This is a genomic window from Paenibacillus sp. sgz302148 (assembly GCF_056120465.1).
Map to the genome: position 1 here is coordinate 473,310 of NZ_JBVYOJ010000001.1, position 23,367 is coordinate 496,676.

Sequence of the window (23,367 nt, forward strand, 5' to 3'; positions counted from 1 at the left end):
CTCTAATTGCGTATAAAAGCGAGCGTCTTCACGACAACCGGCACCATCGCGCCGGATATCGGCTCGCCGACGTCGATATAGTCGCCGTGCTCCACGCGAACCTGATCGATGCACAGCACATTCGGGCGGCCTTGGCAGCGCAGCTCCAGCGTTTGGCCAAGCGCCTTCGCCATGTCGTTCGTGCAGACGACGACCAATGTGCGACTGTCTGCCAGCTGCTGCCGGTACGACTCGCTTAAAGCATCGGCCAAACGCTGCAAGCCTGCGTAAGAGACATGCTTAAGGCCGTCTAGGCTTAAGGCGAACGGCGGGTCCGCCGCGCCGTCGTACAGCGCCCGGCCGGATTCGATGGATCGCGCCACCGCGGCGCTAAGCGAAACGGCGTCGTCCAGCAAACTTTCGGTCAGCTCCAGCTTCAAGATCGGCACATTGCGCAGCGGCAGCGGCGTATTGCCGAGATGAATCGTCGCGCCGCTAATTTCGACGCTTTGCATGCCCGCGCCGATGACAGTCGCCCGTTCGGTCTGCTCCGGCACTTCCGTACGGAACGGATGGCGGCCAAGCTCCTCCCGGAGCGTATGAGCCAGCAGCGGCCCAAAATCGCCGTACCGAGCGACAGCCTCCATCGATGTCGGAGAAGGGCCGATCATCAGCTTGCCGATCCCGCCCGACACGGTGATCTCCACGACGGCGGCCCCGAGCCGCGCCGATTGCAGGAAGTCCGCCGCGGACGGCGAGCTGACAACGAGCAGCCGGTCTAGCGCTTGCTCCTCCGCGTCGCCCGTTCCGGTCAGCAGCCGCAGCATGCTGCGGTTCAGCTCGGACGACAGCTTGCGCAGCGTCTCGAAGCCGATGCGCTGTCCCGCCTCCAGCATGTAGCCGCTTGCCCGCAGCCACGGCCGGAGCGTCTCCGAAATCGCAGCGAGCTCGCCGTCCGGGTTCAGCCGGATCAATCGGCCGCCGACGTGGAACGTCACGGAACCGACCAGCTTGCCGCGCTGGAACATAGCCGTGTTCGCCGTGCCGCCGCCAATGTCGATGTTGGCGACGATGCCTTGTACATGGCGGCTTCGCTCCTCGGCGCCCGCGCCTTTGGCGGCAAGCAGCGCCTCCAGATCGGCGCCGGCCGTCGCCACGACGAAATCGCCGGCTTTCTCCGCGAGCAGGTGGACGATCCGCTGCGCGTTGCGCTTTGTCGCCGTTTCGCCCGTGATGATCACCGCGCCCGACTTGACGTCGGACAGACGGATGCCAGCGGCGCGGTATTGCTCGTCAAGCCAGCGGGACACTTGCTCCGTGTCGATTTCGTCGGCGCTGCTCAGCGGCGTGCTGTAGATCGGACTCGCATATTCAAGCTTCCGTTCGACGATTTCGTAACGCGGCAAGCCGAAGGCGCTCGATTGCCTTGCCAGCCGCAGCCTGCTGACGATCATCTTCGTAGTGCTGGTGCCCAAATCGATGCCGACGCTGACGAACCACTCCATCCGATCACCTCATCTTCAACAAATCCAGCAATCGCGCGCGCAATGCGTCGATTCCCGTACCTGCGTGCGCCGATGTCAGCCAAATTTCCGCCCCGGGAATCGCTTGTCGCAGCAGCTTCTCCGCCCGTTCCGGATTCGCTTGCGGGTGGTCCGTCTTCGTAACGACGCCAACCGCCTTAATCGGAAAACCGCCGGCAAAGCCCGGCGGGAAAAAATTGCGCTCCCGCGTCGCATCCTGCACGATCATAAGCAGCTTCGCCTCGAGCGAAGTTGCCATGAGCGAACGGTAAAAGAGCGGATTCTCGCTATACTCGCCCGGCGTATCGATAATCCAATCGACATACGTCAAAGCCTGTGTTTTCGTTGCCGGACCTTCCGCTTCAAGCAGCGCTTTCGTTAACGAAGATTTGCCCGCACCGACGGAGCCGATCAGCATCACCCTTTTTTTCATCGGCTAAGACCTCGTAATCATTGCAGGCGTAAATAGCAATTTCTCTTGCAGAAATGTATTGACCGCCTCCATCGCCATCTCCACCGCCGCAACTTCCCCGGTAATGACTAACGATCCCGTGAACCGGTCCAAATATCCGATGCCGACATCGGCCGCTTTCGTGGCGATATCCGCCGCGATGATCGACGTTTCCGTCGGCGTCAGCGTCATAATGCCGATCGCTCCCGCTTCCTCAAGCCCAAGCTTCCCGTAAAGAACGGGGTCCGGGTTCGCGATCAGGTGAGACAGCGTAACTTGCTTGCCGGGGACGTATTCCTGAATGACCCTTTGTTTCTCCTGCTCCACGTTTACCCCTCCCCTTCCGGTATTTCAAACGAATCGACGATCCCAACGATGACCGCGTCGATCGGGGCATTCTGGCTGCCGAACAAGATCCTTGCCGGATTACCGCGCGAAACGATGACCTTCTCCCCGACGCCCGCGCCGATCCGGTCGGCGGCAATAACCGTATTGCCGCTCTCCGCATCCTTCCAGTCGATCGGCTGCACGATCATCAGCTTCAGCTGCTCCATGCCCTTTTCCTTTTGCGTTGCCCAGACGCTTCCGATCACTTTGCCCAAAAACATCGCCCATCACTCCGTTTCGTAATGAACGGAAACGCGCCGTTCCTTCAACATATCGTAAGCGAGCGGAGATACGACGGAGCGAGCCGGGATCACGACCGTTTCGCCTTCGCGAACGCCGCTTGCGTTTACCCAATCCGCGGACAGCAGCTTTTCTTCGAACCGAATCGTTCCGCGTGATCTTGTACGCCCCGCCGTACTCCCCGCAGCACTTTCCTTCGCTGCGCCACCCTCATTTGCCGCACGCTCGCCGTCATGCAGCGCAACTCGTGCTGCACCTTGACCGGCTTCGCCTTTCAACAGCACCACCGCCTGTTCGGCCAACCGTTTCTGCAGCACAAAATGAATGCCGAGCTCTTTCAACTCTTCAATATACGCGGCAAACTTGGCGCGATAAGGCTTCGGCAATTCCAGCGCCTTCAATGTGCGGCGATCCGCCCGTTTCAACCCAGCGACATCTTCGCCCATAATGACGACTTTGTCCAATACGAGCGCGGCGAACACGATCTCCGCCTTGACCGTACCCTTCAAGCCTGCCGCAATGCGCGCCGCATTGTCCAGATCGATCTCCGGCACAATAACGGCGTCGTAGTCCTTCGGCAGCTCCAGCGGAGCCGGCGCGTATTCGTCGGCCGCAATGACTTTGCCGGTGACGCCGCTCGCTTCGATTTGGTGCAAGCCAAGCCATGCCGACGTCTCCCCATCCAGAAACAACAGGTCAAAGTCAACGCCATGATTGCCAAGGTATATAAAATGATCGGCAAACGCCTCATGCGCCTTGCTGTCGCAAAAAATAAACAGCGCTTTCGGACGTTTCTGCGCAGGGACGCCGGCCGCAAGCGGCGATTGCTCCAAAAGCTCCCTGACGATCGTTTCGACCAGCTGCTTCACATCCATGTTCCCACCTCTTCCTTGCTTCAAACAAACTTGCCATTCCTTCCGATCAATTGAACCCGGTCGCCGGTCTTAAGCCCTGCCGCATTCGCTTCGTCCGTATCCACATGGAAGTCCAGGCTGAACCTTGGACTGATTCGGGCGACAACATCGGGAAAGATCAGCGGACGGTCTCCGCTCGTTTGCAGCATGAGCCGGTCCCCTTCGCTAACCCGCAGCGATTCCGCGTCTTGTGGAGAAAGGTGAACGTGCGATTTGGCGACGATTACGCCGCGTTCGATCGTAATCTTGCCCTTCATGCCGATCAGCACGATTCCGGGCGTGCCTTCGATATCGCCGGACAGACGAACAGGCGCATGAATGCCTAACGCGAATCCGTCCGTTCGCGAAATTTCCACCTGGGTCGCGCCGCGGGCCGGACCCAAAATACGCACGCCGGAAATCGTTCCTTTTGGCCCTTGCAGCGTAACGGTCTCCGAAGCGGCGAATTGCCCTTTCTGCGAAAGCTCGCGCAGCGGCGTCAATTCGTAACCCGAACCGAACAACGCTTCCACATCCTGTGGCGACAGGTGAATATGCCGATTCGAAACGCCGACGGGGATGCCCCGCAGCCCCGTCTCTACAGCAATTTTCCGTGTTTTCAAAAAATCCAGCGCAGCCGGAGTCAGCTTCTCGTCCGGCTGCAGCACGTAAGGATCCGGAATGCCTTTCGCCAGCAAGGCGCGAAGTTGATGTTCCGTAATATAAGCCATCGGCGACTAGACGTTACGCTTGCGGCGCAAGCTTAGGAAGAATAAATTCGATATCCGAATGCGGGCGCGGGATGACGTGAACGGACAACAGCTCTCCGACTTTTTGCGCTGCCGCCGCGCCTGCGTCGGTAGCCGCCTTCACCGCGCCGACGTCGCCGCGAACCATCACCGTTACGATCCCGCCGCCGACATGCTCTTTGCCGATTAATTTGACGTTAGCCGCTTTGACCATTGCGTCCGCCGCCTCGATTGCGCCTACCAAACCTTTTGTCTCTACCATGCCTAATGCCGTGTATTCTCCTGCCATGGGAAAAGCCTCCTTTTAATAGATAAATTTATGATAGCTTGAGCTGTGAAATCACCGATTTGACGATATCCATGACTTCATCTCTCGTAATGCCGATTAGGGGTTGTTCGCCAAATGCCGCTTGGCGCGACGAACGCTCTTGCGCCTCTGCTGCCACCGCTGCCGCAATGGCTTCGCCGGACGGCGCCGTGGATGCAATCTGCGCCGGGTCCACCTCGCGGATGCCGAAGGCGACCCGCTTGATGTTGAGCAAATGCTGCGGGCCGATATTGTCCGACGTAATGTTGTTGCCAAACGAGCCGCACCCTAGCGTCAGGGACGGCATAATGCCCGTGCTTGCGCCGATTCCGCCGAATGTCGTGCCGGAATTGACGACGATGCGCGAGGCAGGCTTTTCCAAGCCGAACGCTTCAATAACGCTCGTATCCTCGCAATGCATGCCGAGCGTATGACCGAGTCCTCCCAGCTCCAGCAGCTTGATGGATGTTTCGCAGCCTTCGCGCCAATCCTTCACGGTGTACAGAGCAAGAATCGGGCATAGCTTCTCGACGGATAACGGATAATCTTTGCCGACTTGGTTTTCTTCGCCGATCAATACGGTAGTGCCTACGGGAATTGCGATTCCCGCCATATCGGCGATTACTTGCGGCGAACGGCCGACAATCTTCGGATTGAGTCCTTTGCCGATCATAATGACGGCGCCGACCTTCCGCTTCTCCTCTTCGTTCATCACATAGGCGCCTTGGCGCACAAACTCGTCCAGCACTCGTTTCTTCACCGACTCGTCCACGACGATCGCCTGCTCGGAAGCGCAGATCGTTCCGTAATCGAACGTCTTGCTCGTGATGATCCGCTTGACGGCTTGTTCAATCCGCGCGCTTGCATGGATGTATACGGGCACGTTGCCGGGTCCGACGCCATAGGCCGGCTTGCCGGAGCTGTATGCCGCCTTTACCATCGCCGACCCGCCCGTCGCTAGAATGACGTTCGTCAGCCTATGCTTCATCAGTTCGTCGGTGGCGGCCATCGTTGGCGTTGTGATGCTTTGAATCAATCCGGCCGGCGCCCCGGCGCGCTCCGCAGCCTCCTGCAAGATCCGTGCGGCTTCCACCGAGCAGCGCAGCGCGGACGGATGCGGGCTGAACACGATCGCATTGCGAGCCTTAACGGCGATCAGCGTTTTGAAAATGATCGTCGACGTTGGATTCGTCGAAGGCACGATGCCTGCCACGACGCCTACCGGCTGGGCAATATCCCATACTTTGCGCGTCTCGTCCTTGTTCAGGATGCCTACCGTCTTCATCTCGCGGATCGCTCCGTAAACGTCACGGGCGGCGAACAGATTCTTCACCGTTTTGTCCGCCACGCGGCCGAATCCGGTTTCCTCTACGGCCATCGACGCAAGCCGAACCGACTCGCGCTCGGCGGCTTCCGCCATGCTGCGTACGATCGCATCGATCTGCTCCTGCGTCATGTGCTCGACCGTTTTTTGCGCTTGCTTCGCCCGGTGCAAATGATCCCGCACCTCCTGGATCGATTGCAGATCCGTATCGAGCTTCATTGGTTTCACTCCTTCCGTTCAACCGTTTAACGTGTTGCGTTATTTGCCGGCGTTCCCGCCGCGGCCTCTTCCCCTGCCGCTTGCGGGCTTATTCGCAGCGTTAGTCCCGCTCCAATTGTTAATGACCCCCGGCACCGACTCGTCGGGACGTGGAATGACATGAGCTCCTCGCAGCGTCCCCACTTGGCGGGCCGCCGCTTCGCCCGCCTCGACCGCGGCTTTCACGGAGGAAACGTCGCCTTCGATATACACGATGACGATGCCCGCATCCGCCTTTTCCCTTGTCCTGATGCGGACATCGGCCGCTTTGGCCGCAGCGTCGGCCGCGGCAATGAGCGCGGGCAGCCCGTATGTTTCGATCATGCCTAACGCCAGTTTGCCGTTCTGCATCGTTGCTTCCTCCTTGGCAGCTCACTTTCGCTTTCGGTTTATTGCGTCCGCGGCCGGTCGGCGACGGCTCGTACCGCTTCGGCGAAAGCGCTTGCGGCCGCCGTGCACGCCGACTGGCTGCCGGTCAGCAATCCCCCGGCGAAATTCGTTTCCGTCGGCGGGCCGTAGAACATGCACAACGTTACGTCCGCCGCCTTTAGCGCCGCATCCAGACCAACCATCGCTTCCGCCGGAGGCGCGATCAGGTACGCCAGCGGCTCTCCTTCGGCGATGCCGGCCGTCTTCGATAAATACGATCCCGTCCGCGATATGACATGAGCGTAATAAGCGTGGGATCCGGCATCATCCAGCGCCGTAAAGTGTGCTCCGTGCTCCAGCACTTCAATCGCCGCGTCCAGTCCGCTCCTCACCTCGGCCGGCGTCTCGCCGCCGATGATGCCGATAAATTCGCCGGACAAAGGACCTGACGCGTGAGATGAGCCCGCATAAAACGATTTGGCGTACACCACCTCGACAGCCGCTTTCTTCGTCGCTTCGTCTACTGCCGTATAACCGACATCGTCAATGGTTGACGTCAGCATGCCGATGCTGCGAATGTGCGGCTCAAGCCCTAGCCGCTCGGCCAAAATGCGGTCGACATTCGGAATCAACTGAACGGCTAACGGCACGGCACGAATCGGTTGATTGCGCACTCCGATCACCTCAATCCATCAAAATGACTATTCATCGGACCAATTCAACAATAATGGGTCTTTTTTCATGTTGTTTCATGAATAATGTTGTTGTTTTCGTTTATGATAGCGTTTCACCGCGACGTTTGTCAACAACATTTTGTTGTTCTATTGTTATGCATAACAAAGACAACCCACTACAAAATTTCTTTTGCAGCGGGTTGCCGGGGGCTTTTTTCAACTTAAGAAGAATATACTCCAACCTGTTCCGATAGACGATCGTCCAAACCCGGATCCGAGCCTGAACCGGAACCTAACCCAGGATCCGAAGAGCCCGAGCCTAGACCAGTACCAGTACCAGTACCAGTACCAGTGCCAGGGCCAGTGCCAGGGCCAATATCTACGCCTGAACTAGGACTTGAGCTAGAGTCTGAGCTTGAACTCGAACCAGAACCAGAACTTGAACCGGAACCAACGCCTGCGCCGTAGCCGGATCCGGATTCAACGCCAGCCACCGGGCCAGTGTCCGGACCAGCACCATCACCGGAACTCGGTGAGGTTGCAAGAATCGGCTTCATTCCTTGACGGAGCGCTTCGAGTCCTTTGCGCAAATCGTCTTCTTTTAAATAAATATAAGGACTTTTCCATTCGCTTTCCATTTCGACATACTGGATGACATCCGGCTTTAATTTCGTAAAGGACATGATCCATTCCACCAATTGATCCTTGGACACATCTGTTTTTACATTATTCCCGACGATATCGAGTACATTGCCCCACTGGGAAATGCCGTTTAACGAAGTCAGCTTTTCCAGCAGCTTGCCGAGCACCTGATGCTGTCTGCCGTTGCGCGCAATATCGGACGACTCCGCCGTACCTTGGTTCGATTTGCGGTAGCGGATGAAATCGAGCGTATGCTTGCCGTCCAACATTTGCAACCCTTTCTTGAGGTCGATATTGGTTCCGTCTTCGTTGTCGACATATTTCATGTTCATATCCACGTCAATTTCCAGTCCGCCGAGGACATCAACCATTTGGCTCAAGCCGTCGAAATTAACGATAGCCGCATAGTCGATCGGAAAATTGAACATGTCGCCGAACAGCTTCTTCGTATTCGAAAGGGCGGTATCCTTATCTTTATTGTAATAATACGCGTAATAATAGTTGGCTTTATGCGGCGAAAACGTCTCGGGCGCTAGCTTCAAGTCGCGCGGCAGAGACAGAATCGTGGCCGTATGGCTTTGCGGATTCAGGCTTGCGAGCATAATGACGTCCGTGTTCATCGTCCCTCCGCTGCCTTCCCGTTGATCGACGCCAAGCAGCAACAAAGACATGGGCTTTAGTTGATCCGCCTGGGCCGCGCTTCCTTCCAACTCCTGTTCGCCGGAAGACTTAGGCGGCGTCTTCTCCTGAGACGGCGCTTCCATCGACATATTGCCCAAAGCCCGGTCCGCCTTATAATATAAAACGCCGGCATACACCCCGGCGCCGATCAACAAACTGCCGATGACGCCTGCGGTGATGATCATAATTTTTCGAAAATGCTTCCTCCACCAGATGATGCTCACAATGTTCCTCCTGACTTTCCAACCCATATTCTCGATCTTATGTCGAATCTGGTAAAATAGACGATCGAGAAGCCGAACGAGTTCGGTTTTCTTTTCCATTTTCGTTATCGACTCGCACAAAAGCCCTCCAGCGGGGGAGGGCGCATGCGTAGAAAATTGAATCATACATTACGAATCATAGAAATGGCGCAGGTCAAAAATCAACCGCGCGTATACGCCTGCAGCAAGTCTTCAATCAGAATGCCGTTTATTTTGAGGCCGGTTATGTTGCAATCCGTAATTTCCACATTCGATAAATTGCAGTTTGTGATCGTGCTGTTGCTCAGCTCGCAATGCTCGAATCGGACCGGACGTTGAACCGCGTTCGGATCGTAAGCGGGATGTCCTTCCGGCGGCATGCCGATGTGGTGGATGTAGGCTCCCCCGATTTGAGCTCCGTCGATTTCCATATCGCTCAAGTTCGCGTCCGCGATTCGGATGCCGCTCAGATTGGCATTTTGAATCCGGGTTCCCGCCAGCGTTACGCATTCAAACTCAAGAGGTTCGCCTTTAATATTGCGGAAACGCGTACCGGATAAATTCGCGCCGTTCACAAAAAAACGGCTTGGCAAATTCATCGTATCGTTACATTCGATAATCTCCGGTATGGATCGACCGGCATCGGTTGTTTCGCCATCAATGCTTAATTGTTTCACTTCTACGGTTGATCCCCAGGCGGCGCCGACCCCGATTTGTCCTGCAGCATCCGCATAATTGCCCGACTTGCGATAACGTTCAATTCCGTTTACGCTTACGGCAGCATAGCTCTCGGTAATCGTCCACCCGATGCGAACCCACTCATGAACCGGTAGCTTTCCTTGCCCCGGAATTCCGTAGGCTTTGCCCGTAAGCGGATCGTGGAAGCGGAGCTCCTCCTCGCCACACTCCCAGTTGAAAATCAACATGCCTTTCGCGAATACGAGACGAATATTGGTGGAATCCGTCTTGGCTTCCAGCTCAATCGTCAGCGGCGTTTTGTACTTGAGCGGAGTGACGGCAAATCCGTTGTCATGATCGCAGTTTATTATCAGCTGGGCATTGCCTTTTTCAACCGTACAATCAAACGTAAGCATTTCTTTCAGCACCATGTTCCCCATCATATAGCTCCTTTTCGTTTATATGTATGAATTTATCGATACCTTTATCATTCGCAAAAAGTCACTGCCTGTACCTTCAGCTCCACGTTCCGATACGCTAGATCCAAGCCCTTCGCGGCGATCTCGTCCATGGGCACAACCCGATAACGGAGCGTTGCCGTAAATTCATGTTCAAACGGAAACGGGCGAATTTGGACCTTGTTTTCGTTCACCCAAACCGCCATCGCCTTGGCCGCCGAGCCTGGCGCCGAATGGAACACCTCGGAGTGCGGAATGCCCGCCCTGTACCAGGGGTGCTCGTCTGCCTTGCTGCTTCCGGGCTCGTTCAGACATACATATAACGATAGATCGTCGCAAAATTGCAAAAAGTTCAAATGCTTTGTCAGCAAAGCTTCATCCACTTCCGAATACCGCTCTTTCAATCTCTGTTGGCGCTCTTTCTCGCCTAATACAAAAGAGATACAATCTTGGGGCGTGTTCTGGATAAAAAACGAAGTAAAATGCAAGCTGCACAACAAACCCGCATATCCGTTCATCGCCTCGACTTCGTCAATACCTATCTGGTAGAAAGCAAGCTTCGGCAAGACGGGGTAATCCATAAAAGAAAATGGGGCTTGCTCACGATCGTTCCAGATCGGCGTATGGTCGAGTCCGGTCCAGCACCGGTCATGCTCATATGCGGCGACAATCGTTTCATCCCGCAGCAGCCCGCCCGGGAAATGCCTTTCTTGAATATGTTTGGCGATGTCTCCCGCAAAACGGCCGTGGTTATCTTGCTCAATCATGACGATATCGTTTTCTCTGACTCGAATGATCATGGACCGAATCGCTCCTCTCCGAAAAAGCCGTCCCGCATGATTCGAAACTTCAACCGCTCGAGCACGTATATACACTCATTCATGGGTCAACCCTGATGAAAAGGAAGGACGGATGAACTTGGATTACTCGCTCATCATGATTTTGGGCATTGCGGCCCCGATCGTTGCTTTGCTCGCAATTATTATCGTCAAGATGATTCGGGGAAGGGAAATTCCGAACAGCAATTACACGCCGTTTGATTACATTACCGGTCATACGCCTGTTGAATTTCATGAAGAAAAGGAAACGAAGGAGGAGCGCAACGATCAAGGAGACGGTAAAGACTAACCGCTGCGCGATTGTTTATTGTTCGATGTAACTTTAGGCCGCATGGAGCTCCAGCCTGCGATAATTTCCAATAATAATTAAGCCCGATATAATCGTTAGGGCAACCGCCGCATACATGCACAGGATGTCGACAGGTGCGAAATCTACGATCGTTAAAGCGATCGCCGCTACCTGGGAGACAAGCTTTAACTTCCCATACCGATCCGCCGCGAGGACAACGCCTTTCGAAATAGCCGCCATTCGCATGGCCGTTACGAGAACCTCCCGCATAATGATGACGACAGCCGTCCACACCGGAATTTGGTGCGACTGGACGAGCATGATCAAACCTGCCGATATGAGCAGCTTATCGGCTAACGGATCGACGAGCTTGCCGAAATTGGTCACTTGATTATACCGTCTCGCTATGTAACCGTCGAGTTTATCCGTTGCCGCGGCGAGCAGAAATACGAATGTCGCGGCATACGCCCCATAGTCGTTCATCCATGCAAGCACGCCTATATGATCCGCCGCCCAGTCCGGGTATTGCTGCATGCATGCGATAAACAACGGAATCAGGCAGATCCGCGCAACCGTTATTTTGTTCGCAAGGTTCATCCGCCCCACTCCTCGAAAGTATCGATTGAAACCGTATCCATTTTGACGAGACTAGATTAGCATATATTCCCTGCACTGTCTAGCCAAAAGCACGCTATCGCGGAATTACGACAAGCCAAGCCCGGTCGGCAATCCGTGAAGGTACATCTCGACGCAGTCCGAATGGTCGCGCAGCGTTTGCATCGTTTCGGCATTCGGCTTCGAATAAATGACGGGATAGTCGACTTCGTCGTAGAAATCCCTGATCGGAAAAGCTAGACATTCCCGCTCCAGCGAGAACAGCGCGTTTACGCCTTCTTTATTCCCTCGGGCATCCAGTCGGATCCACCGCCCGATACTCTGCATATAAACCGCATTTAGAGCATGCAGGCAGTGGCCGGTGTCCGGCGTGTCTCCGAGCGTGAGCCGCTGATAGCAGAAACCGGTTGGTATCCCTTGGGCGCGCAGCAAGGCGGTGAGCAAATTGGATTTGGCATAACAAATACCTTCCCCATACATCAGAACTTCCGACGCTTTGCGCGTAATCCGCCTGCTCCGGATATCCCAGGAATGGGCGATCTCATCCCTTACGAACAGGAATGCCTTTTCGGCCATTTCGATATCGGACATCGTTTCGTCGAATAAATTCGCGATCTTCTCTTGGATGAGCGGATGGCGATAATCCACTTCCTCCGTCTCGGACAAATAATCTATCACATTCGGCGATTGTTGCATCAGCTCCACGACACATACCTCCTGAAAACAAATATGTATTATTATGCGATAATTCGTTTATTTATTCAATGAAAATTTAGTGATATAAGCGTATCGTACCGTCGAGGCGTAAAAAAGCCGAAGCCAACCGTCCTTGAAGGACGATTGGCTTTATTGTTTTGGCTAAAATACTTTTTGTGCCTCGCGGTCGGCTTTTAAAATTTCGACCGCCTCCTTGAACCGCATGGAGTGAACGATTTCCCGCTCGCGCAAAAACTTCAAGCTGTCCTGCAGGTCGACGTCATCGGTCATATCGATCAGCCACTGATACGTCGCACGCGCTTTCTCCTCTGCCGCAATATCCTCGTACAAATCGGCGATCGGATCGCCTTTCGCTTGGATATACGTTGCCGTCCAAGGCACGCCTGCCGCATTGCTGTAAAACAACGCCCGGTCATGGTTAACGAAGTGCTCGGACAACCCCGCCGCCTTCAACTGATCGATCGTTGTGTCTTTGGTTAATTTATACACCATTGTGGCGATCATTTCCAAATGGGCGAACTCCTCCGTGCCGATGTCCGTGAGCAGTCCGATTACTTTATCCGGAATCGTGTACCGCTGGTTCAAATAACGCAGCGCCGCGGCCAGTTCGCCGTCCGCTCCTCCGTATTGCTCGATGAGCAGCTTCGCCATCCGCGGGTCGCATTTGCTGACGCGAACGGGATATTGCAATTTTTTTTCATACACCCACATCGACGTACTTCCTCTCCATGTATTAATATATAGCGTCCTTATTTAACGTCGTTTATCCTCGCTCTATACCTGCCAAGGCCAAGGCGTCTCTACCCATTGCCACGGATATTTTGAGAAGCTGTACGTACCGAACTGCAGCAGAGGTCCGAATTCCGATTCGTAACGTTGCGCCAGTTGCGTGCGATGCTGCACGAATTGATTGAACTGCTGGATCGCTTGCATATCGTCCGGATGGGTATCCAGGTATAGTGTCAATTCGACCAATACAAAATCAGCTGCCTGCAATTCTTCAAGCAATCGATAATAATGTTCATTTGGCATAGGGTGATGGGGCGTTGACATTCGCTTGCACTCCTTTCACACCGGAAGGAATTGGATAAGGACTGTAAAAAGCAGGCCATAACGTTCCGACCCTCAGTGCTTGGGCAGGACTAAATTGCGGCAAACCCGGCGGCTGAAACGGGATGAATAGGTTCGGCGCCACGACGTACGATTTCACCCGAACCGGCGGACAAGGATCGAATGGCCCGATAAATGGATGCCAGTAGCGTGCTTGATTCATGTTCGTTCCTCCTGTTGAATTTCGATCGAATCGCTTTGGTGCAAAAATTTTTTCATGATTCCGCTCCTGCGGAAATTCTCATGATACTATATGACATACGCCTAAAATTGGTTACGGGCCATCGCCTATCGAAAATTTCAAATCCCTATGGGAACACGGGAACCTTTTTATGAACAATCCGGTCTAATTGGATATAAAGGAGTGAAGCTGAGTGCAGCATCCATTACATTTTGACGAGATCATGACGAACTACAAGCAAGATGTTTTTAATTATTCGTATTATTTGATCGGAAAGCAGGAGTTCGCGGAGGAAATCACGCAGGAAGTATTTTTGAGGGCATATCGCTCGATACACGCATTTCGCGGGGATAGTTCGCCGAAAACTTGGCTGTTTACGATTGCCCGTAACGTCGCTCAAGATTTCAAGCGCAAAAATTTGGATCGCCGGGTCATGCCGATGGAACATATTCGAACAAACGAATACAGCCCGTCGGCCGAATGCGAATATTTTCAGTTCAAATATAAGGGAGAAATTTGCGAAAAAATGCTGGAGCTGCCGCAAGTGTTTCGCGAGGTCATGCTCATGGACATCAAGTACGACCGCAGCATCGAAGAAATCGCCGACTCGCTGCACTTGTCGATCGGCACGGTCAAATCGAGATTGCATCGAGCCCGGAATAAAATGTCCAAATTGATCAAACAGGGGGTACAACAACATGAAATCTGCCATCGCTGAACAACATGTCGTCATCATCGGGGGAAGCTCGGGGATCGGTTTGGGAACGGCTCAAGCCGCCGCTTCCAAAGGCGCATACGTCTACATTGCCGGCCGATCGCAGGATAAGCTGCGCCGCGCGGTCAAAACGCTCGAAGAGCGAGGTCTCGGAAATCGCGTGAAATCTTTGGCCGTGGATGCCGCGGATGAAAGCTCGGTCAAAACGATGTTCGATCAAATCGAGCGAGTAGATCACGTATTCGTGACGGCGTCCCAAATTCATTTAGGTTCTATAGCCGACACGGAAACCGAAAAGCTTAAATTGACGCTGGACAGCAAGTTTTGGGGCTCCTATTATGCAGCCAAATATGCGGCGCCCAAGATGACGGGCAAGGCTCGATCACGTTCATGTCCGGAACGGCTTCCTTGCGGCCTTCTCCGGGAAGCGCAGTGGCCGCCGCTTCCGCCGCGGCCGTCGAAGCTTTGGGCAGGGCGCTCGCACTGGAGCTATCTCCGATTCGGGTGAACGCGATCAGCGCCGGAGCGATCGATACGCCGCTGTTGGATACGTTTTTTCGGCGACGGGCGGTCCGGGGCAATCGAGCATCTGGCGCGCACGCTCCCCGTCAGAAGAATGGGACAACCGGAGCATGTGGCACAAGCGGCACTGTATCTGATGACGAACGATTATTCAACCGGAACCGTATTGTCGGTCGACGGCGGCGTCCTGCTCATCTAAACGAATCTGACCAAGAAAAGAGCCGTTCAACATTTCTGCTCCTTGAAGCAGCCTGTTGAACGGCTCTTTGTTCGATTGCGCCTAAGTCCGGGTTTCTTCGTCCGCCTGCACCGGTTCCTTTGCCGCTTCGTCCGGCAACGCTTTCGGATAAATATGTACGCGCAAAATGCGCAAACGGTCGACTTCCGCGACCTCGAACGTATATTTGCCGGCATCGGCCGTTTTGCCGACGGAAATTTCGCCTTCCAGCTTCTTGAACAGCCAGCCGCCGATCGAGTCCACTTCGTCGTCTTCGATCGTGAGGCCAAGCTTGTCGTTAATGTCCTCGATCAATATCCGGCCTTCCACCGAAATGATATGATCGTTCACTTCCACGGGAGGGCGCTCCCCGTTATCGAATTCGTCATGCAATTCGCCGACGATCTCCTCCAAAATGTCCTCGACCGTCAGCAACCCGGCCGTTCCGCCGTATTCATCGATGACGATCGCCAGCTGGGAGCGGTTTTTTTGCATCAGCTTCAGCACGCGGCTGATTTCCATCGATTCGGGCACGTTCAGAATCGGCCGCAGTAAGCTTTCCAGCTTGTGCTCCCCGTTCGGGTCGGCCGTCAGCAAATCCTTGATATGAATGAAGCCGATAATTTCATCCTTGTCGTTCACGCCGACCGGATAACGGCTGTGCTTGGTTTCATGAACAAGCTTCATGTTTTCCTCGAAGGTCATGTCCGTGAACAAACAGTCCATATCCATCCGCGGCAGCATCACCTCGCGGGCAATCCGGTCCGAAAATTCGAAAATGTTGTCGAACAGCTTCATTTCGTCTTTGTCGATGATGCCGCTTTTGGCGCTTTGGTTCATCAGAATACGGATTTCTTCCTCCGTATGCGCCTCGTGCTCGCTGGCCGGCTCCACGCCGACCAGCCGAAGCAGCCGGTTCGCGGCTCCGTTCAGCAGCCATATCGCAGGCATGAATACTTTGTAGAACAGCATGAGCGGCGCGGAAAGCCACAGCGATGTCTGTTCCGACTTCTGTATGGCCAGCGTTTTCGGAGCGAGCTCCCCAAGCACAATATGCAGAAACGTTATGACCGCAAAAGCGACGATAAACGAAATCGTATGCACGAGGGTTTCATTCGTTACATGAAACAAATGCAGCAGCGGCTCCACCAGCAGCTCCGACACGGCAGGCTCGCCGACCCAGCCGAGTCCGAGCGAGGCCAGCGTAATCCCGAGCTGCGTTGCGGATAAATAAGCGTCAAGCTTCTTGTTGACCTTGAGCGCATATCTCGCCGACCGGTTGCCTTCATTGACGAGCTGCGTCAGCCGGGACTGCCTGACTTTGACCAGCGCAAATTCGGCCGCGACGAAAAAACCGTTCAATAAAACGAGAAAAAGCACAAGCAGCATATTCAACAGCAGCGGAACAGGTTGAAATTCCAAGGTAGCTCTCTCCTCTTATCGAATGCACATGACTTGTTAGCAATTCGTTCAGCCAATCGCTTGGCGTTTCGTAAAGTCGACTTCGCGGTAATACGCGTCGGCGACGAGCAAATTCGGGCCGCAGCAGCCTACCTGCGGGCAGTGGCAGTTATATTTGACATGCAGCGGATGGCTTAGCCAACGACCGAAAATGCTGTCGAAGCTTTCCTCGTGAATGTTACCGAAAGTCGGCACGTCGGCAAAATCGGTGACGAACACGTCGCCGGTAAAAAGGCTGACGTTCAACCGGTTGCGGCCGTCCGGATCGTTGCGCACCGTGACGTTCGGCTCCGTCCGCAATCTCTGCAGAATGCGCCGGTCTTCGGCCGAGCTGTTGCAGCCGTAAAAAGGCAGCGTGCCGAACAGCATCCACATCGCCGGGTTTCGTTCATCCAACAGCGCATCGATCGCTTGCCGCGTCTGTTCTAGCGATAACACCGGCAAGTTGGCCGCGAAAGAGCTCGGATACATCGGATGCACCTCATGGCGTCGGCAGCCCATTTGATCGATCAGCCGATGGATCTCGACGATTCGGTCATATGTGCGGTAGTTGATCATCGACTCCGCCGAAACGAACATGCCGCCCTCGCTTAACCGGCGTGCATTGTCGATCATCCGCTCGTACATTTTCGCCGCCGTTTCGAGCGATACGGGATGTCCCGCGCGGGCGAAGCCGACCTGATGGAAATCGTCGGCGCTTAAGTAATTGAATGAAATATGCATCACGTCGAGGTACGGCGCCATCTGCTCATAGCGGTCGTAATCCAGCGTAAGGTTCGAGTTGATCTGCGTCCGGACACCGCGTTCCCGGGCATACTTGAGCAACGGCACGATATAATCGCGCACCGTCTTGGGCTGGAAGGAAGGCTCGCCGCCCGTAATGCTGATCGTCTCCAGATGCTCGACCTCTTCGAGCCGCCGCAAAATTTGGCTAAGCGGCAGCTTCTCCGGCTCCGTCATCGTTAGCGAATCGCCGACCGCGCAATGCTCGCAGCGCATATTGCACAAGTTCGTGATCGTCAACTCCACGCTCGTCAGCACATGCTTGCCGTATTGCTGCAAGGAGCGGAGCGGGTCCCACGGGTCGTAAGCCGGGCTTAGTTCGGGCAATACATGAAGCTTATTCTGGTTGTTCGTTTGAATCATATGTCAACAGCACCTTAACTTTATAGAATGAATAGGAAAACATTATCCTTCATTGTACCGTCGTTTACTACATTATTGCAAGCTTGCATCGCTTCCAGCATTGTCCGGCATCCGCCGTCTCGCCCACCGCGGCGCCCACCAGTTGGCCCGTCCCAGCAGCTTCATCAGCGCAGGCACCATGAACAGCCGGATCAGCGTCGCATCAATCAGCACGGCAAGCGACAGCCCTAATCCCAGCGCCTTCATGATTTCATTATCCGTGAGAATGAATGCGCCGACGACAACGATCAAAATAAAAGCGGCGCTTGTAATCAGGCTTCCGGTTTTCATCAACCCTTCGGCGGTGCTTCGCTCATTGTCTCCCGTAGCTTCGTATTCCTCGGCGATTCGCGACAGCAGGAACACCTCATAGTCCATCGAAATGCCGAACACGATGCAGAAAATAATGATCGGCACGGTCGCCATGACATACCCCGTTGACGTAATATGGAGCCATTCGGCAAAATGTCCGTTCTGAAATACCGAAACGACGATGCCGAGGCTTGCCCCAAGGCTCAATACGTTCATCAGCACCGCCTTTAGCGGCAGCACGACGGAACGGAAAGCCAAGAACAATACGACATAAGTAACACCCATGACAAACAAGATAACGTAAGGCTCCGCATTGCGAATGCGGTCCAACAAATCGAGCCGGTAAGCGGGCCCCCCCGTCACTTGGGCTTCTACGCCGTCCTGACGAAGCTTCCGTAGGTTTCTGACCAGCTCGTCGGTCCGTTCGTCGCCAGGCTGCGTTTCCGCAATCACGCTGACCAGCGTTGTCTTGCCTTTCGCGAGTTTAAAGCTCTCCAACTGCTCGCGCACCGTCCCTTGCTTGAAGGCGACCGCGAGAGCTGCCGCTGAATCGGCGCCGGGAACGGCATCCAAATAGCTGCGGACCGACTTGACGTCCGCCAATTGCTTTAAGGAGGCCACATAAGCGTCGACCTGCTTCACCGAATCCTCGTCCCAAACTTCCGACTTTGTCGTCACCGCGATTTGAATCGGGTTCAATTCCCTCTTATCATAAGCGGCGTCCATCAAATCCGACCCGTAACGCGAATCGTAGCTTGGCGGCAGCACGTCCGCTTCGGGCATGCCCAGCTTCATCTCGCCAAGCGGCAGCATGCAATAGATGAGCAGCGCGCCAAGAATGACGACAAGCGACATAGGCCGCTTCATCACGGCATAGGCTACCTTTTCCCAGAACGGACGAGCTTCCCGTCCCCGGACCGCTGCTCCCCGCTCCTTGCCGCTCCCGCTCCACCGCTTCGGAATGATGCGCCATGCGTTGATCTTATGGCCGAACAGTCCGAACAAAGCCAGCAGCAGCGTATTTCCTATGGCAACGGAAACGGAAACGACGATGACGCCTCCAAGACATAACGACCGGAATATGTTCAAGTCGATGAACAGCATGCCGACTAGACCGATCAGTACCGCGATGCCGGAATAAAAGATCGACCTGCCCGCCTTCTGGCATGTCATGGCGACCGCTTCACCCACCGAACCGCGCAGCTTCAGCTCTTCGCGAAACCGGCTGACCATGAACAAAGCGTAATCGATGCCCACGGCGAGTCCCAGCATGCTTACGATATTCGGCAGAAAGTTGCTCAGCGACACGCTTCCGGCAATAAAATACGTAATGCCCAGCGTCACCGTCACGCTAGTCAGCCCCACGATCATCGGCAGCAAGGCGCCGAGCAGCGTGCCGAATACAAGGAGCAGCACGATCAAGGCGATCGGCAAGCCGATCATCTCCGATGTGACGATGTCCTTTTTACTGGCCTCCTGCATATCGTGCAGGATCGGCGTACCGCCCGTAATATATACGCGCATGCCTTCAGGGGCGGAAATGGATTTCTTCAGTTCTTTAAACCGTTCCAGCTCTTCGCCGGGATGGAAATTCAGCGATACGCTGACGGTTTGGACGCCGCTGCTTGCCTGAGGCAATCTAGTCGCTTCAAGAAACTTCATATCGGCGACATAGGGCTGCTTCTTCAGGTCGGCAAGCGAATCCATAATGGTTTTCATCGTTTCGGGCTTTGTCAAGTCCATCGTATCGCTTTCGTACACAACCTGCATGGACCATGCGGCAATGCCGAGCTCTTCCTTCATCTTGCGGAAGCCTAGATCCGATTCGCTGCCCGTCGGGGTAAATCCGTTGTCCTTTAGCAGCCCCGGCGCTTGCTGCGCAAACGGAACAAGCGCAAGAAACAAAATGACCCATACCCCGACGACAAGCTTCCGATATCGGAACATCGCCATCCCAAATCGCCAGAACAATCCTTTTGCATCAGTCTCGATCATGACAATCTCCCTATAAGGTACATGCTCTTAATATAAGAAAAACTTCTATCGAAGTCCTTCAAGGATGAGCGACCGCGTTTTAGCGGAAGTTTATTCTTGGTAAAGAAAGTTCTCTTTCACTTTAATGCTTCAGCGAACTTAAACATTCTTTATCGTTAAGAAAAGCTTCGATTCGAAGCCCTTTCCACGATGAATGACCCTGCGTAAGAGGAAGCTTTTCTTGCCAAATAGAATTTTGATTCACTGCGTTATCTGCCGAAAACTTATAAATTCTATATTGTTAAACAAAAAAACCTGGTCATCCAGGTTTTTCTTTTTTTATCATTATATCGCGATCGGCGAACGTACTCAACTGATTGAGCGAACCGACGCTGATGTAAATTAACGCAGAATAAACAACCAGAATAATGCCGCGAGAATGAAACGGTAATATGCAAAATAACTCAGCTTTACTTTTTGAATATGCTTCAGGAAAGCGACCACAACGATCCAGGCGACGATAAAGGAAACGACAAAACCGATCGCTAGAAACCCGATATTGTCCGCCGTGAAGTTTTTGTAATTTTTAAGCAGCTCATAACCCGTCGCCGCACACATGACCGGAATGGCGATAAGGAACGAGAAGTCGGCAGCCGCCCGGTAGCTGACGCCGGACAACATCCCGCCGGATATCGTCGCGCCGGAACGCGAAAATCCCGGCCATGTCGCAAGGCATTGCGAAATGCCGATCAGCAAGGCTTGTCTATACGAAATATCGTCCATTTCATGCGCCGTTATCTTCACCTTCGCCTTTTCGGCAACGATCATGAAGATACCGCCGACGACAAGGCTGAACAAAACCGGGTAGGCATTAAAGCCATCGCCTTTGATAATGTCGCGAAGCAAGAAGGCCACCGCCAGTGCCGGCACCACAGCCAGGGCAATATGGATCAAGTTGATTCTTTTCTTCGGTTGTTCGCCGATCTTGTACGTTTCCTTGCGTCCGAGACCTAGCAGTTGAACGATCTTCGTTCGGTATACGAGCGCGATCGCCAGAATCGCCGCCAATTGGATAATAACCTCGAACGATTTGATCATTTCGTCCGATTCCGAGATACCGAGCAGCTTGTTCGTCAGGATCATATGGCCTGTCGAAGAAACCGGCAAAAACTCAGTAAGTCCCTCCACGATGCCTAGTATAATCGCTACAATAAAATCTCCCATGTCATCCTCCTATAACCTTGCTTGTAGACCTTACTTCGTCTCTTGTTGTTCCAGCCAACGGTTGATTCTGCACGCCAGGACGGCCTGCGGCTCCCGGAGCTGACGGCCGAGCACGTCCCGGATGAATTCGGGCAAATAATACGCGACGTCAGAGCCTTCCTTCAGCGTCATATACCCGACCCCAAACGTAAACATGTCAATCGTGCCTACCTCATAAAGCCTCGTTCGATCCAGCTGTTCCCCATTTATTCGGACCGCAACGATCTTATGATACTCCGGCTTGCTCCCGTCGTAAAGTACCTCTACGCCATCTAGGCACAACGTACCGAGCCATTTGCCCCGAAAACCGAAGCCGCGAATCGGCTTGCCCGTAAATTCCGGAAGCAAAGCCTCCTCCAATACGCGAAGCAGCTGCTCTCCGCGCAGCTTGATACGGCAAGGGTTAATCGGAGACGGGCAGACGGCGTGCAGCATATGTTCGGTCACCAAGCCCGCAGGCAAACCGTCCAACAGCTGTCCGGCGTTGACGAGGCCAATTTCGGCCCCTGTCCAGCTCTTCAAGCCGGCCGCCAGCAAATTGCCGAGCGGCGATTCGTGCTCGATGCCGGTAGGCAACGGCTCGTTCAAATCCGCAATCGGCTTGCCGAGCTTCGCCTTCCCGGCATATAAATAAGCTTCGATCGTCCGAAGCGTCGCCTGATCCGGCTCGTAGGACTCGACATCGATGCAGCCGCCGCTAATTTCGACGATTGAGCTTGTCGTAAAGTTGTAAGTAAATTCAATTTTTCCGACATGCTGCCCGAATTTACCTGCGCCGCATACGAGCGTGCCTCCGATTTCCAACGGCTGCTCCAGCAGATGGTGAGTATGTCCGCCGAGAATGAGATCAATACCTTCAATTTGCTGCGCCATCGCCTGATCGGTCGTTAATCCGAGGTGCGACAGGACGATCAGCACATCAACCTTGTCGCGCAGTTGGAGAACGCGCTCGGCAACCGTCTTGAGCGGATCCAACACTTCCCAGCCGAGCTGCCGGTAAAAGCTGGTGTAATTGATCGTTACGCCAATGATGCCGATTCGAAGACTTCCTTTATGTACCACATGATAGGGTACCATCCAGGGCGGCATCGTTCCTGAATCAAGGTCCAGCATATTGCTGCCGATCAAGGGGAATTCGGCTACCGTGCCGTAAAGCCACTGCAGCGTTTCCTTGGAGAAGGTCAAGCCTTCGTTATTGCCAAGCACCGCCGCTTCATATCCGGTCGCATTCATAATGCGCAGATTTGCTTCTCCGTCGCTGCCTTCGGTTTCGATTCGCATCCGGTCCAGATGGTCGCCGCAATCGACGACCAGCAATTGATCCGGGTGCAATGTTTGCCGGTAGCTGCCGATCAGCGAGCTGATTTTCGCCATTTGTTCGAAATGGCTATGAATATCGTTCGTATGCAATATCGTAAACGATTGCGTAGAAGACAACGCCCATTCCTCCTGTTCCTACAATCGGACTTTTCGAAAATATAGTTATGCAACGGGCGTTCATCGAAAGAGCCGCGTCCAGCAGCTTTTATTATGTTCGACTTCCAATGAATAAAATCCTGCCACTCGTTATTAATGCGGCAAACCGAAAAAAAATGACCTAAAAAAGAAGACCACCCCCCGGTGATCTTCTTCTTTAACGCAGACCGCCGCGCAGCGCCGCGGGGCTGATCGAATTGAGGAAACCGTACGAGGCTTCGGCGCTTAATCGATCGTCGTGCACGAAGCGGAGACAAACAACGCTCTTGACGTTCAAACATTCGCTTGTCCCGTTCGGCACATACAACCGGACAGGATAACCTCTGCGGAGAGATTCGCCATCCTGTTCGTACAATACCGCAGCTTGCTTCAGCTGTTCCCATGGAATGGTCGCTTGGAATTCATCCGCTGCCCGGACGATAAGATGCGTCGGCGTCGATGCGGCTCCTCGCCGTTCTTGCCAGACTCGAAACCAGCTCAGGAGATCAAACGCCTGCCCGGTCGCCCCTGTAACCCGTTCCGCAATCGGAAAATGTTCCGGCGCCATGGCGATCCACTGCTCCAATGTCAACGGTTCCTCGTAAATCTCATCTTCCGCGACGGTAATGCTGCTTATTTTCTCCATCGGTTACCTCC

General features: G+C 54.2%; 27 protein-coding genes and 1 pseudogene. 4 read left to right on the forward strand and 24 right to left on the reverse strand.

Annotated features, from left to right (window positions below; translation table 11 throughout):
* Positions 1-2 precede the first annotated feature (2 nt).
* The 13 genes from AC0LWM_RS02230 to AC0LWM_RS02290 form a co-directional block, all read right to left on the reverse strand.
* Positions 3-1,484, reverse strand: coding sequence for an ethanolamine ammonia-lyase reactivating factor EutA (locus AC0LWM_RS02230; RefSeq protein WP_474673265.1), 1,482 nt, complete (start codon positions 1,482-1,484; stop codon positions 3-5).
* Between the two features lie 4 nt (positions 1,485-1,488).
* Positions 1,489-1,935, reverse strand: coding sequence for a EutP/PduV family microcompartment system protein (locus tag AC0LWM_RS02235; protein WP_474673266.1), 447 nt, complete (start codon positions 1,933-1,935; stop codon positions 1,489-1,491).
* Positions 1,936-1,938: 3 nt separating this feature from the next.
* Entirely contained in the window at positions 1,939-2,280 is a 342-nt protein-coding gene (eutS, locus tag AC0LWM_RS02240) for an ethanolamine utilization microcompartment protein EutS (RefSeq protein WP_474673267.1), read from the reverse strand.
* A gap of 2 nt (positions 2,281-2,282) precedes the next feature.
* A complete protein-coding gene (locus AC0LWM_RS02245; RefSeq protein WP_474673268.1) occupies positions 2,283-2,561 on the reverse strand; it encodes a EutN/CcmL family microcompartment protein in 279 nt (92 codons plus the stop codon).
* Positions 2,562-2,567: 6 nt separating this feature from the next.
* Positions 2,568-3,455 (reverse strand): hypothetical protein, encoded by an 888-nt coding sequence (locus AC0LWM_RS02250; RefSeq protein WP_474673269.1) that lies wholly within the window; start codon positions 3,453-3,455, stop codon positions 2,568-2,570.
* Positions 3,456-3,475: 20 nt separating this feature from the next.
* A complete protein-coding gene (gene pduL / locus AC0LWM_RS02255; RefSeq protein ID WP_474673270.1) occupies positions 3,476-4,204 on the reverse strand; it encodes a phosphate propanoyltransferase in 729 nt (242 codons plus the stop codon).
* A 13-nt stretch (positions 4,205-4,217) separates the two neighbouring features.
* Positions 4,218-4,511, reverse strand: a complete 294-nt coding sequence (gene eutM, locus AC0LWM_RS02260; RefSeq protein WP_474673271.1) for an ethanolamine utilization microcompartment protein EutM — start codon at positions 4,509-4,511, stop codon at positions 4,218-4,220.
* A 28-nt stretch (positions 4,512-4,539) separates the two neighbouring features.
* Complete coding sequence (locus tag AC0LWM_RS02265) at positions 4,540-6,072, reverse strand: acetaldehyde dehydrogenase (acetylating) (RefSeq protein ID WP_474673272.1); 1,533 nt, start codon at positions 6,070-6,072, stop codon at positions 4,540-4,542.
* Positions 6,073-6,111: 39 nt separating this feature from the next.
* Entirely contained in the window at positions 6,112-6,462 is a 351-nt protein-coding gene (locus AC0LWM_RS02270; protein ID WP_474673273.1) for a BMC domain-containing protein, read from the reverse strand.
* Positions 6,463-6,500: 38 nt separating this feature from the next.
* The gene (gene eutL, locus AC0LWM_RS02275; RefSeq protein WP_474673274.1) at positions 6,501-7,154 is read right to left on the reverse strand and encodes an ethanolamine utilization microcompartment protein EutL; all 654 of its coding nucleotides are present in this window, start codon (positions 7,152-7,154) and stop codon (positions 6,501-6,503) included.
* A 221-nt stretch (positions 7,155-7,375) separates the two neighbouring features.
* The gene (locus AC0LWM_RS02280; protein ID WP_474673275.1) at positions 7,376-8,701 is read right to left on the reverse strand and encodes an LCP family protein; all 1,326 of its coding nucleotides are present in this window, start codon (positions 8,699-8,701) and stop codon (positions 7,376-7,378) included.
* A 200-nt stretch (positions 8,702-8,901) separates the two neighbouring features.
* Positions 8,902-9,837 (reverse strand): pentapeptide repeat-containing protein, encoded by a 936-nt coding sequence (locus AC0LWM_RS02285; protein ID WP_474673276.1) that lies wholly within the window; start codon positions 9,835-9,837, stop codon positions 8,902-8,904.
* A 47-nt stretch (positions 9,838-9,884) separates the two neighbouring features.
* Positions 9,885-10,655, reverse strand: coding sequence for a DUF3891 family protein (locus tag AC0LWM_RS02290; RefSeq protein ID WP_474673277.1), 771 nt, complete (start codon positions 10,653-10,655; stop codon positions 9,885-9,887).
* A gap of 112 nt (positions 10,656-10,767) precedes the next feature.
* Between AC0LWM_RS02290 and AC0LWM_RS02295 the strand changes: the two genes are divergently transcribed.
* Positions 10,768-10,983: a DUF3951 domain-containing protein gene (locus AC0LWM_RS02295; protein WP_474673278.1), complete on the forward strand. Its 216-nt coding sequence runs from the start codon at positions 10,768-10,770 to the stop codon at positions 10,981-10,983.
* A gap of 33 nt (positions 10,984-11,016) precedes the next feature.
* On the opposite strand, the gene pgsA is transcribed toward AC0LWM_RS02295, so the two are convergent.
* The 5 genes from pgsA to AC0LWM_RS02320 all read right to left on the reverse strand — a co-directional run bounded on the left by pgsA (position 11,017) and on the right by AC0LWM_RS02320 (position 13,588).
* Positions 11,017-11,580 (reverse strand): CDP-diacylglycerol--glycerol-3-phosphate 3-phosphatidyltransferase, encoded by a 564-nt coding sequence (gene pgsA, locus AC0LWM_RS02300; protein ID WP_474673279.1) that lies wholly within the window; start codon positions 11,578-11,580, stop codon positions 11,017-11,019.
* A gap of 105 nt (positions 11,581-11,685) precedes the next feature.
* On the reverse strand, positions 11,686-12,303 hold the full coding sequence (locus tag AC0LWM_RS02305; protein ID WP_474673280.1) for a transglutaminase-like domain-containing protein: 618 nt from the start codon (positions 12,301-12,303) through the stop codon (positions 11,686-11,688).
* A 153-nt stretch (positions 12,304-12,456) separates the two neighbouring features.
* Complete coding sequence (locus AC0LWM_RS02310) at positions 12,457-13,026, reverse strand: manganese catalase family protein (RefSeq protein ID WP_474673281.1); 570 nt, start codon at positions 13,024-13,026, stop codon at positions 12,457-12,459.
* 63 nt (positions 13,027-13,089) lie between these two features.
* Entirely contained in the window at positions 13,090-13,368 is a 279-nt protein-coding gene (locus AC0LWM_RS02315) for a spore coat protein CotJB (protein WP_474673282.1), read from the reverse strand.
* On the reverse strand, positions 13,337-13,588 hold the full coding sequence (locus tag AC0LWM_RS02320; protein WP_474673283.1) for a spore coat associated protein CotJA: 252 nt from the start codon (positions 13,586-13,588) through the stop codon (positions 13,337-13,339). The genes AC0LWM_RS02315 and AC0LWM_RS02320 overlap by 32 nt, the downstream gene beginning before the upstream one ends.
* Positions 13,589-13,799: 211 nt before the next feature.
* On the opposite strand from AC0LWM_RS02320, the gene AC0LWM_RS02325 reads away from it, so the two are divergent.
* The 3 genes and pseudogenes from AC0LWM_RS02325 to AC0LWM_RS02335 all read left to right on the forward strand — a co-directional run bounded on the left by AC0LWM_RS02325 (position 13,800) and on the right by AC0LWM_RS02335 (position 15,042).
* Positions 13,800-14,324: an RNA polymerase sigma factor gene (locus AC0LWM_RS02325; RefSeq protein WP_474673284.1), complete on the forward strand. Its 525-nt coding sequence runs from the start codon at positions 13,800-13,802 to the stop codon at positions 14,322-14,324.
* Positions 14,305-14,834: pseudogene (locus tag AC0LWM_RS02330) on the forward strand (SDR family NAD(P)-dependent oxidoreductase); the annotation flags it as partial. The gene AC0LWM_RS02325 and the pseudogene AC0LWM_RS02330, both read left to right, overlap by 20 nt.
* Positions 14,835-14,901: 67 nt before the next feature.
* The gene (locus tag AC0LWM_RS02335) at positions 14,902-15,042 is read left to right on the forward strand and encodes an SDR family oxidoreductase (protein ID WP_474673537.1); all 141 of its coding nucleotides are present in this window, start codon (positions 14,902-14,904) and stop codon (positions 15,040-15,042) included.
* An 81-nt stretch (positions 15,043-15,123) separates the two neighbouring features.
* Here AC0LWM_RS02335 and AC0LWM_RS02340 read toward each other — a convergent pair whose 3' ends face one another.
* From AC0LWM_RS02340 to AC0LWM_RS02365, 6 genes are all read right to left on the reverse strand, one after another.
* A complete protein-coding gene (locus AC0LWM_RS02340) occupies positions 15,124-16,449 on the reverse strand; it encodes a hemolysin family protein (RefSeq protein ID WP_474673538.1) in 1,326 nt (441 codons plus the stop codon).
* Between the two features lie 81 nt (positions 16,450-16,530).
* Entirely contained in the window at positions 16,531-17,667 is a 1,137-nt protein-coding gene (yfkAB, locus tag AC0LWM_RS02345; RefSeq protein ID WP_474673285.1) for a radical SAM/CxCxxxxC motif protein YfkAB, read from the reverse strand.
* Positions 17,668-17,739: 72 nt separating this feature from the next.
* Positions 17,740-20,013 (reverse strand): MMPL family transporter, encoded by a 2,274-nt coding sequence (locus AC0LWM_RS02350; RefSeq protein ID WP_474673286.1) that lies wholly within the window; start codon positions 20,011-20,013, stop codon positions 17,740-17,742.
* 381 nt (positions 20,014-20,394) lie between these two features.
* Positions 20,395-21,216, reverse strand: coding sequence for an undecaprenyl-diphosphate phosphatase (locus AC0LWM_RS02355; protein ID WP_474673287.1), 822 nt, complete (start codon positions 21,214-21,216; stop codon positions 20,395-20,397).
* Positions 21,217-21,246: 30 nt separating this feature from the next.
* Complete coding sequence (locus AC0LWM_RS02360; protein ID WP_474673288.1) at positions 21,247-22,692, reverse strand: bifunctional metallophosphatase/5'-nucleotidase; 1,446 nt, start codon at positions 22,690-22,692, stop codon at positions 21,247-21,249.
* A 196-nt stretch (positions 22,693-22,888) separates the two neighbouring features.
* Positions 22,889-23,356 (reverse strand): molybdopterin-dependent oxidoreductase, encoded by a 468-nt coding sequence (locus AC0LWM_RS02365; RefSeq protein WP_474673289.1) that lies wholly within the window; start codon positions 23,354-23,356, stop codon positions 22,889-22,891.
* Positions 23,357-23,367: the final 11 nt, after the last annotated feature.

Excerpts from the sequence above, each read along its gene's own strand:
- AC0LWM_RS02340 (WP_474673538.1), bottom strand. The coding sequence starts at position 16,449 with ATGCTGCTTGTGCTTTTTCTCGTTTTATTGAACGGTTTTTTCGTCGCG.
- AC0LWM_RS02295 (WP_474673278.1), top strand. The coding sequence starts at position 10,768 with ATGAACTTGGATTACTCGCTCATCATGATTTTGGGCATTGCGGCCCCG.
- pduL (WP_474673270.1), bottom strand. The coding sequence starts at position 4,204 with ATGGCTTATATTACGGAACATCAACTTCGCGCCTTGCTGGCGAAAGGC.
- AC0LWM_RS02230 (WP_474673265.1), bottom strand. The coding sequence starts at position 1,484 with ATGGAGTGGTTCGTCAGCGTCGGCATCGATTTGGGCACCAGCACTACG.
- AC0LWM_RS02245 (WP_474673268.1), bottom strand. The coding sequence starts at position 2,561 with ATGTTTTTGGGCAAAGTGATCGGAAGCGTCTGGGCAACGCAAAAGGAA.
- AC0LWM_RS02265 (WP_474673272.1), bottom strand. The coding sequence starts at position 6,072 with ATGAAGCTCGATACGGATCTGCAATCGATCCAGGAGGTGCGGGATCAT.
- eutM (WP_474673271.1), bottom strand. The coding sequence starts at position 4,511 with ATGGCAGGAGAATACACGGCATTAGGCATGGTAGAGACAAAAGGTTTG.
- AC0LWM_RS02235 (WP_474673266.1), bottom strand. The coding sequence starts at position 1,935 with ATGAAAAAAAGGGTGATGCTGATCGGCTCCGTCGGTGCGGGCAAATCT.
- pgsA (WP_474673279.1), bottom strand. The coding sequence starts at position 11,580 with ATGAACCTTGCGAACAAAATAACGGTTGCGCGGATCTGCCTGATTCCG.
- AC0LWM_RS02365 (WP_474673289.1), bottom strand. The coding sequence starts at position 23,356 with ATGGAGAAAATAAGCAGCATTACCGTCGCGGAAGATGAGATTTACGAG.
- AC0LWM_RS02285 (WP_474673276.1), bottom strand. The coding sequence starts at position 9,837 with ATGGGGAACATGGTGCTGAAAGAAATGCTTACGTTTGATTGTACGGTT.
- AC0LWM_RS02290 (WP_474673277.1), bottom strand. The coding sequence starts at position 10,655 with ATGATCATTCGAGTCAGAGAAAACGATATCGTCATGATTGAGCAAGAT.
- AC0LWM_RS02310 (WP_474673281.1), bottom strand. The coding sequence starts at position 13,026 with ATGTGGGTGTATGAAAAAAAATTGCAATATCCCGTTCGCGTCAGCAAA.
- yfkAB (WP_474673285.1), bottom strand. The coding sequence starts at position 17,667 with ATGATTCAAACGAACAACCAGAATAAGCTTCATGTATTGCCCGAACTA.
- AC0LWM_RS02270 (WP_474673273.1), bottom strand. The coding sequence starts at position 6,462 with ATGCAGAACGGCAAACTGGCGTTAGGCATGATCGAAACATACGGGCTG.
- AC0LWM_RS02320 (WP_474673283.1), bottom strand. The coding sequence starts at position 13,588 with ATGAATCAAGCACGCTACTGGCATCCATTTATCGGGCCATTCGATCCT.
- AC0LWM_RS02250 (WP_474673269.1), bottom strand. The coding sequence starts at position 3,455 with ATGGATGTGAAGCAGCTGGTCGAAACGATCGTCAGGGAGCTTTTGGAG.
- AC0LWM_RS02355 (WP_474673287.1), bottom strand. The coding sequence starts at position 21,216 with ATGGGAGATTTTATTGTAGCGATTATACTAGGCATCGTGGAGGGACTT.
- AC0LWM_RS02315 (WP_474673282.1), bottom strand. The coding sequence starts at position 13,368 with ATGTCAACGCCCCATCACCCTATGCCAAATGAACATTATTATCGATTG.
- AC0LWM_RS02350 (WP_474673286.1), bottom strand. The coding sequence starts at position 20,013 with ATGATCGAGACTGATGCAAAAGGATTGTTCTGGCGATTTGGGATGGCG.